Origin of the sequence: Spiroplasma endosymbiont of Megaselia nigra (assembly GCF_003987485.1) — a bacterium.
Taxonomy (GTDB): Bacteria; Bacillota_I; Bacilli_A; order Mycoplasmatales; family Mycoplasmataceae; genus Spiroplasma.
The window spans coordinates 1-9,236 of the sequence record NZ_RCOO01000037.1 but is presented as its reverse complement, the minus strand read 5'-3'; the positions used below and the strand labels follow the sequence as shown (position 1 = coordinate 9,236).

The following is a 9,236-nucleotide window of genomic DNA, read 5'->3' as shown; positions in this document are numbered from 1 at the left end:
ATGCAAATAAAAAAATCGCTCTAATAAGCGATTACTTTAATTTATATTTAATTACTTTAATTTATATTTTTATAAAACCTAAGCTTTTTTCCGGCTACCGCATTTTGACGATGATATTCTGCTTTTAAAATTTTATTATCTTCTGAAACAACTTTTCGAATATGTTTTAATTTTTGATTTAATTCCTTTTTCCACTGTGGCATCTCTCTTTTATTTTTTTTGCGCATAGATTGATATTCAAGATTAAATTGTTGTTTCATCTCTTTTAATTGCAGTTTTAAATTTTGTTTTAACACAGCCACTTCCTGTTGAATCTTAACATCTGCTTTTACTTGACGATTAATTATTCTTAATTCCGGTTTAATTTTTTTCTTACTTTGATAATTTGCTATTTTAAATTGATACATTTCACGACGTTGTTGGCGTTTTAATGCTTTAATTTCTTGATTTAATTTTTTAGTAATCAGTGCTTCTTCTTTTTGCAATCTTTTAAAATCATTTCCATATTTTTGTTGAATTTGATTAAAAATAGGATAATAACTTTCACATAATTTTTTAATAGCTTCCTCTTGCTTTAGAACTAAATCACAATATTGCGACTGTAAATGTGATAATTTAGCATATAATTCTTTTTTCGGCAAATTATAAAACTGTGATAATTCTTGTTTTGCTTGCCCTTTTACTTTTCATACGGCTTGATAATAATTATTTTTTAAAAAACTAATTTCTTGTTTTTTTAATAAATATTCATTTTTCACTTGTACAAAATGGTCTAATGCGGAACCAAGGGCAATAAATGTTGCTAATTTATATTTTGTTTTAAGACCACGTTGCCCAATTTTTGTTGCTTCCTTATATTTTAAATTTTCAAAAAAACGAATTTCTGTTTTTAAAGTGGTAATTTTCCCAGCATATAACGTTAATTGATCATTAATTTCATTCCGATATGCTTTAATTTCTTCTTTAGTTCCCTCTTTTTTTAATTCTTGCATTTTAATTCGATATATTTTATTCGTATTTTTAATTTGTTTTTGATAGTCCTTAATTTGTTTTTGATATTTATTATATTCTTGCTTTCATTCTACATTGTGTTGAATATTTCATCAACGACGCAATCAAAAGATCGGTTTAAAGTAAATAAATAATGTAGAAATTGCAGACATATAAATAATGATTCCGAAAATCAATTGTCCCATTTGTTTTGACATTTGAAAATCAGGTAATTGCGTTGCTTGCAAAGCAGCTGTTTTAATAATTCCTCATAATAAAGCAATTGGTAAAATAGCAAGCCCATTTGTAAAAGCAACTAATGCAACAGAAATTGCATCAAAACCGACAACTGGTAATGAATCAGTTGTAAATTGTAATACTGTTGATTGTGTCATATAATATAACATTCCCAACACGCCTGCTAAAGCACCTGATAATGCCATTGAAACAATAGTATATGCTTTAACATTTGTTCCAGCGTATAAAGAAGCATTTTTTGATTTTCCAACCGCTTTAATTCGAAAACCTAAAACAGTATAATTCATAATAAAAATAATTATTCCTAATAATAACATTGCAATAATAAATGGAATAATTCATAATTGCCCATTCAATACTAAATTAAAATTTGGGGCTGTTGTAACAATATCAATTGTTGAATTTTGATTTGAATTTCACATCCCATGCGCTGGATTAATAAACATTCATTTCATAACATACCAAACAATTCAATTTAACATAATTGTTGAAACAACTTCATGAATATTAAAATAAGCTTTTAATGCCCCAGCAATTGCTGCTAACATTGCACCAACAAGAATTGAAATAAATAAAGATCCAATTACGCCAGCTCCTTGACTAATTGTGGGATTCTTTAAACCTAAAACAATTGTCATACTACCTGCTAATAACATTTGTCCAGGAACACCAATATTAAATAATCCAGCTTTAAAACCAACCGCAACAGCTAATCCCGCAACAATATAAATTGCTCAATAAGTTAATGTCGAATCTTTTAATAATGGGTAAAAAGCTAGTCGAAAAACATAACTAAAAAATAATAATGGATCTGATGCATTTGCACCGATAATAATAAAACTAAGCAGAACTCCTACAATAATTGCACAAATAGATGCCTTAAAATAGTTCATTTTAGTTTTAAATTCATTTGAACGAAAGAAAATTCTTGTTTTCTGTTTTAATAATCATCCATAATTTTTAATTTGTGTTTGCATTAATTTTTATTCCTTTCTTATGATATCTTCCTGCCATCATTAAACCAATTTCTTCACGTTTAATTTTATTGCCAGTAACTTCACCAGTAATGCGTCCATTATGCAAAACAACAATACGGTCAGCTAAACTCATAATTTCTTCTAATTCATATGAAACTAATAAGACTGCTTTCCCTTGTGCTTTTTCTTCCAAAATTTTATTATGAATATATTCAATTGCTCCAACATCTAAACCCCTTGTTGGTTGAACAACAACTAAAATATTATGTTGTCGTGATAGTTCTCGCCCAATAACTAATTTTTGCTGATTACCTCCTGATAAGCTGCGTGTAACAGCAAAACCAGAATTTGCACCTCTTACATCATATTTATTAACAATTTGTTGAGCATATAATTGAATTGCTCCTTTATCTAATAAACCATAATTTGAAAATAGTTTTTGATTAATATTTTGTAAAACAACATTATCAATTGCATTGAATTCTAAGATTAAACCATATTTATGACGATCTTCAGGAATATTAGACATTCCATTTTGATAGCGTTCATAAATACTTTTTTTGGTCACATTAATATCATTAAAAATTATTTCTCCAGAGGCTCCTTTTTCTAATCCGGTTAGAACATTTACTAATTCAGTCTGCCCATTTCCTTCTACTCCAGCAATTGCAACAATTTCTCCTGCATGAACGATTAAATTAAAATCATCTAAAGCCATCAAGCGCGTTAGGCCTCTTTTCTTTACTGATAAATTTTCAATTCTTAATAAAACTTCTTCTCGTGGTGCTTGCCCTGAATTTTTAATTTCAACTAAATTACGGCCAACCATTGCTTCAGCAATTTCTTTCTCATTTTTATCTTGCACATTAAAAGTTTCGACAACTTTTCCACGTCGAATAACTGTTGCCCGATCAGCAATTTTTTTCACTTCATCTAATTTATGGGAAATAAAAATAATTGTTTTCCCATCTTTTTTTAAATCTAACATAATATTTAATAAGCCTTCAATTTCTTGTGGTGTTAAAACAGCTGTTGGTTCATCAAAAACTAAAATATCTGCTCCACGGTATAAAATTTTTAAAATTTCAACTCGTTGTTGCATTCCAACTGAAATATTTGCAATTTTTGAACGAAAATCAACTTGCAAATTATATTTAATTGCAATTTGAGCAATATCACGCGCTTCTTTTGAACGATCTAAAAATACTTTCCCTTTTAACTGTTCATATCCTAATGTAATGTTATCAAGTACAGTAAAAATATCAACTAATTTAAAATGTTGATGAACCATACCAATTCCTAATTGATTTGCTTTAATAGGATTATTAATATATTCTGGTTTTCCATTAATAAGGATTTCTCCCTTTGTTGGTTCATACAAACCAAATAAAATACTCATTAATGTTGATTTTCCTGCTCCATTTTCGCCAATTAAAGCATGAATTTCACTTTTTTTTACTTTTAAGATAATATCATCATTTGCAATTAAATCACCAAAGACCTTGGTAATATTATTCATTTCTATTGCATATTCATTATTGTTTTTCATATTATGTCCTTTCCTTCTATTGCAAAGCGGTTTCAATTGCATTTAAAATATAAGTTTTCAATGTATCACTATTTTGATAAGTATTTGCTAATGTTATTGTAAATACCTTTGCTGCTACAGGAGGGACATCATCAATTCCTCGGGAATAAACATCTTGTAATACTTTAATAATTTTATCAAATGCTGTATCCTTTGTTAAATCATCAGTTTTATTATGAATAAAATTAACAGTATCTTCATTAATTGATTTTGTTGTTTCAATCCCTGTCCAAGTTGGATGCTGAATTGATGATTGATCAGTATTAATTCAACATTCCGGTGTCACATGATTATTGTCTCAAGTATTACTATTAGATGAATAACCACATTTATCTGAATAAATATTCTTGAGAGCTTCTTGAGTTGAAGTTGCAATTTCTTTTAAGGCACTTGTTACGATTATGTCTTCTCCATAAATTTTAGATTGTTCTGTATCCACACCAATAACTTTAGCTGGTGATTTATTATATTTAATTCGGCCAATAGTATTACCATGCACAAAACCTGGCGAAATTAATGTTTTTGCGCCAGCAATATATGCTGTTAAATAAGCTGTTTTAAAGTCAGATGGTGTTTGACTTGCTGGTTCATAATACTAGCTCGATGGTGACTTTTTTTCACTCTGATGGTAAAATTTATTTATCCTTTTGTGAAATGACATATTTACTTGCTCCATCTCATGCTGATTCATTAAACGATGCATCGGTCACAATACCAGCATCGGTAATAACTCAAATATTACTATCAAAATAATATTTTTTAGCACATGCAACAAGAAAAAGACTCGAACCATTTAGCAAAGTTGCTGCTACAAAAACACTGAGCAATTTTGTCATTGTTTATTTCCTCCCGTTTATTACTAATAAATTATATTTTTTAATTAATTATTATTCGGCAATTGAATATTTCCTTTCATACTTAAATTAATATGTTTAATGCCCTAACAATGTAATATCTCATTGCTAATTTATTTTTAACATATTTTTAAACGAATGAAAAGAAAAAAACTACTTTCTAAATAAAAAAGTTAAATTTAATCAACCTAAATTTAACTTTTTTAATAAATTTATTTATAATATTAACCAATAAAATAATAATTTTTATTTGTTATTCTTTTTACAAAATGGACAATTTGTTTCAAATGGAATATCTTGTTTAGTATATTTAGAAATATTATGTAAATTAAGATGATTATAATCAGCAAATTGATTATTATTTGCCCTTATTTCTTCTTGAGATGAATTACTATTTTTAGTTCGATAATAATTGCCCAAACCATATGAACTTTCACTTGAGTTAGCAACACCATATGTGTTAGAATAACCTTTTTTATTATATAAATTATAAGGTGTTGATACTAAGTTAATATCACTAATTTGAGGATAAAACTGATCAATTGGTACAACACCGTGATGCTTAATATATTTTTTAGTTTCAACATCGTTAATTTTTTTTGCAAAATCTGCTGATTTTGCCTCTAACGATTCAACTTTTAAAGTTAAATTTTTTAAGTGATTTTGCACTTCTCCTAATGTTTTTGTGTGTGTTGTGTGTAAGTTAATTGAATCTTTAATTAATTCTTCAATTTTTTCAAAACGATATTCAAAATCATTTGAAATAACTTGTTGTGATGGTGGTTCTTCTACAAATGGTGTTTCCTTAATTGGTTCTGGCTTTTCCTGATTAAAGTATTCAATTACTTCATCATCTAAATTTGAAAAATCACCATTCATAATTTTATCATCTAATTCATCTAAACTATACGATACTTCGTCTTTTAAAATTGGTCGAATTTCTGGTTGCAACGATTTATTTGTTTCATTTGTAACAACATCATGTAATAAATGACCTTGATGATCTTCTATTTTATTCTTATTTAATTCATCTGCGTTAACTTCTAATTGATTTGTTCCTTTAACATCTGTTGTAAATATTTCTGCGGGTACACTATCTTCTATTTCTGTTAAAATAGTATTTTGTTTTTCATTCATTGAGATATTAAACATATCTGCTCCCACATTGTTTGGTTCTGTTGTATTTAGTGGTTCAGGAGTTAATTCTAAATTAATTGCATCATTTTTTACCTCATGCTCGGGTTTTACTTCATTAGTTCTTAAGATTTCATCTTCAACTAGCGTTGCCATATTATTTTCTATTTGTTCTACTGTTTGTTGTTCAACTGATAGGTCTGAAAGTTCATTGTTTTCAGAAGATTGTATTTCATCATCATAATTATCTTCATTTGCAACTGAATCAATTTCATCAAGATGCCCAACTTGTGAATCATCTAACCCGGCTAGTTCAGCAAAAGGGTAATCATAATTATCTGGTACATTATCTGTTTTTGTTTCTTCATCATCTGATGTTTTAATATCAGGTAATAATTCTCCTTTTAATTTATCAATATTATGATCAGATGGAATAAATATAATTCCTGTCCGTTGTGATTCTTGGTTTGCTAGTTTAATATTGTTATTCATAATTTCTATCTCTTTTTTTGTTTTACCATTATCTACAACATTATTAAAAGTATTAATTTCTAAACTAATATTTTCTGATGATTCATTAATGTTGTCATTCAAGACATTATCAATTAAATTATTATCTGTTGCTAAAATTTGATCATTAAGAAAATCAACTGTGGCTTGTGAATTATTACTAAATATTTCAGCAATACGCATTAATTTTAATTCATGCTCTGGTTCTAACTTTAATTTTCTTAATAATCCATTTGCTTGTTTAGCAAGAACATTATAAATTTTAGCTTTCTTTTTAATGAATTTAGGTTTTACTTCTGCTATTTCTACTTCTTCTTCTACCATTTGTTTAATATTAAGTGCTTGTTGATGCATTTCACTTCATTTATTATAAAGTTTTTTTTGTTTTCTTGTCATTGGTTTCTCTGATGTTCATGATGAATTCAAAAATTCATCATCTAAAAAAGAAAAATTTGGTTTTTCATCTTCTGCTGCATTAAAATCAGCATTTTCGTTTACAGCGCTTGTTTTATCAGCAAAACTTTTAATATCAGCATTAAACTTATAATCAGCATTTGGTTTTACATCCAAGAATGGAGCAGGAATTTCCTCAACTCGTTCATTTTGTGGAGCATCATTTGCTGAATTTTGATCTTCTAGTTGGTCTGATTCCAAGTTTGATTTTTCTTGTTGTTTAACTTCATTAACAACTGGTGGTTTTGATAATTCTTTTGATTTACTTTGTTTTAAATCAGTTTCCGTTGTATTTGATTTTGTTTCAAAAACCGCTGGCTTCTGCGGATTTATCATAGTTTGTGTCATATCATTAATTAAATTTGCTAATTCATGTTCATCAACATCATTTTTATTAGAATTAAATAAATTATTTAATTCATTTGATGAAAAAATCGAATTTGATTTTTGATAAGATAACTTTTTACTATCATCCTCTTTTGCGTAATCATTGTTTTTGAAATATCTTTCGGTTTCTCCGATCCCTGCGATAGTCGCGTCAACTCCCAAAGTTGCACTTCCATGATACTTTCCCTCTTTATTTACCTCTCTTTCAAGTTTTTTATCTTGGTGGTAAATAACAATCATATTTTGTTCTTCAACAAAATTTTGTAAAGACCCAACATCAAATAATGATGATTCAATAAACAATAAACCAATAAACATTAATGCTGCTAATATTAATACTGCTACTTTTCCATAAATTAATGCTGCAATAATTAATGTAACAAATATCATTTTAATATATGGTTTTGCAATTAATTGTCCTTTTTTAACACGATGCAGTTGAACTGATACTAGTGTAATAACTAATAATGCAACAAAAATTGTTAAAGCAATAATTGTGTATCCTCAAATACCTCCTGTCAAATAACTTAAAATTTGTTCTTGTTTAAAAATTGATGTTTGAAAAATATCATTCATTGAATTTAAAATTGATGGAAGCGCAACAGATTGTATTACCAAAAAGTTTAAAATAGCAGTAAAAATTTGAACTATCGCTCCAATTATAATTAAACTTCACCCTAATGTTACTAAAAACACAAACATTTTAATTATCCTCCTCTATCTACTTTCCACCGCGCATAGCTCAATAATCAAAGCCAATTGTTTCATCATCCTCATCTTTTGTTTCAACAGAAGCAAAATCTGACATTGGATGATAAGAATCAGCTGCTTCTTTTGTTGGTTCTTTAGTAACGACATTATCATTTTCATTTTTAATAATATATCGTTTGTTATAAGCACTAACTTCATGCGCAACCAATTGGTCTGTTGCATAATTGCCATACATCTGTTTAACATAAGTTTCAATTAAAAGTGGATTTAATCCAGCAATAAATTTAAACTGTAAAATTCCTTTAAAAATAGCTTGTACTAAGCTAAATATTTTTTTAAATTTGACATATCCCACTAAATCAATATTATTAAAAATTACTACAATATTTTCTGTAATGTCATAAGCACGTAAAATTTCTTCAAATTCTCTTCTAATATACTCTAATGGATCATCAAATTCTAACTCATTAACAATTACAATTGAATTAGAATCATTAACTTGTTCTAATGATTCACTTTGTTTTAAAGTTCGTGCAAATAATTTAACACGATCTCATAAAACTTTTTTATCCTCTAAACTAACTTTTGGTAGTCCCTTAATAATTTTTTTAAGTAAAAATAAAAATGGTGAAGCATATAATTCAATACGTAATAAATCAATATTAACAAGCGGCATTAAAAAAAAAGAAGTAGCAATTTCAGACATTGAATCACAATTTCCTTTATCCATAACTGCTAAGAAAAATTGCATTTCGTTATTTTTTTCTTTAAAAATTTTCATTAAATCACGAATAATTTCAAAACTTGATAATGTAATTCCATCAATCTTAAGTTCATCAGTTTTAATATTATGATTACTATTCTTTAGAAAGTCTCCTGTCAGTTCCCCATCTTCATTGTTACCTTGTAATAAATTTATATTTCGGCCATTACTTTTCATATTTATTGTATTTGTTTCATTAGTATTTAATTTCATATTTTTCATTCTTTCGAATGGATTGATGTACATCGCGTGGTCCTCCTGCTTCGTTTATTTATGGTTAAATTATATCATATTTCTAAAAAAATTATAAAAAAAATTGCATTATGAAATGCAATTTGGTATGATATTATCCTTTTCTAAAATTAACCATTGTGCTCTTTCTTTAAATCCGCAAGTTCTTGTTCTAATTGTTTAATTCTTTCTTCCTTGTTTCCTAAGGGTGGATTGCTACCAATCAAGACTGCACCCCAAAAAGTAAGTAAAATTAAAAAAGAACTTTACTAAACTTTTAGAGGAGGTGCATTTTTTAATGGCAGGAAAAGAACAAAAATTTAAAACATATACTGCAGAATTTCGAAAAAATACAGTAAAAGAAATTGAACAAACATCGC

The 9,236-nt window shown here is 27.5% G+C and carries 6 protein-coding genes; all 6 read right to left on the bottom strand.

All coding sequences use genetic code 4. From position 1 onward, the window contains the following. Positions 1 to 56: 56 nt before the first annotated feature. Positions 57 to 2,225, bottom strand: a complete 2,169-nt coding sequence (locus tag D9R21_RS02700; RefSeq protein WP_126821000.1) for an ABC transporter permease subunit — start codon at positions 2,223 to 2,225, stop codon at positions 57 to 59. Then, positions 2,209 to 3,774, bottom strand: a complete 1,566-nt coding sequence (locus D9R21_RS02695; protein WP_126820999.1) for an ABC transporter ATP-binding protein — start codon at positions 3,772 to 3,774, stop codon at positions 2,209 to 2,211. Before D9R21_RS02695 ends, D9R21_RS02700 begins: the two co-directional genes overlap by 17 nt. Before the next feature lie 16 nt (positions 3,775 to 3,790). Further along, complete coding sequence (locus tag D9R21_RS08235) at positions 3,791 to 4,312, bottom strand: hypothetical protein (protein WP_241568697.1); 522 nt, start codon at positions 4,310 to 4,312, stop codon at positions 3,791 to 3,793. A gap of 136 nt (positions 4,313 to 4,448) precedes the next feature. Then, complete coding sequence (locus D9R21_RS08230; protein ID WP_241568696.1) at positions 4,449 to 4,649, bottom strand: hypothetical protein; 201 nt, start codon at positions 4,647 to 4,649, stop codon at positions 4,449 to 4,451. 264 nt (positions 4,650 to 4,913) lie between these two features. Further along, positions 4,914 to 7,853, bottom strand: coding sequence for an AI-2E family transporter (locus tag D9R21_RS02685; protein WP_126820998.1), 2,940 nt, complete (start codon positions 7,851 to 7,853; stop codon positions 4,914 to 4,916). A gap of 19 nt (positions 7,854 to 7,872) precedes the next feature. Next, the gene (locus D9R21_RS02680) at positions 7,873 to 8,871 is read right to left on the bottom strand and encodes a hypothetical protein (RefSeq protein ID WP_126820997.1); all 999 of its coding nucleotides are present in this window, start codon (positions 8,869 to 8,871) and stop codon (positions 7,873 to 7,875) included. Positions 8,872 to 9,236: the final 365 nt, after the last annotated feature.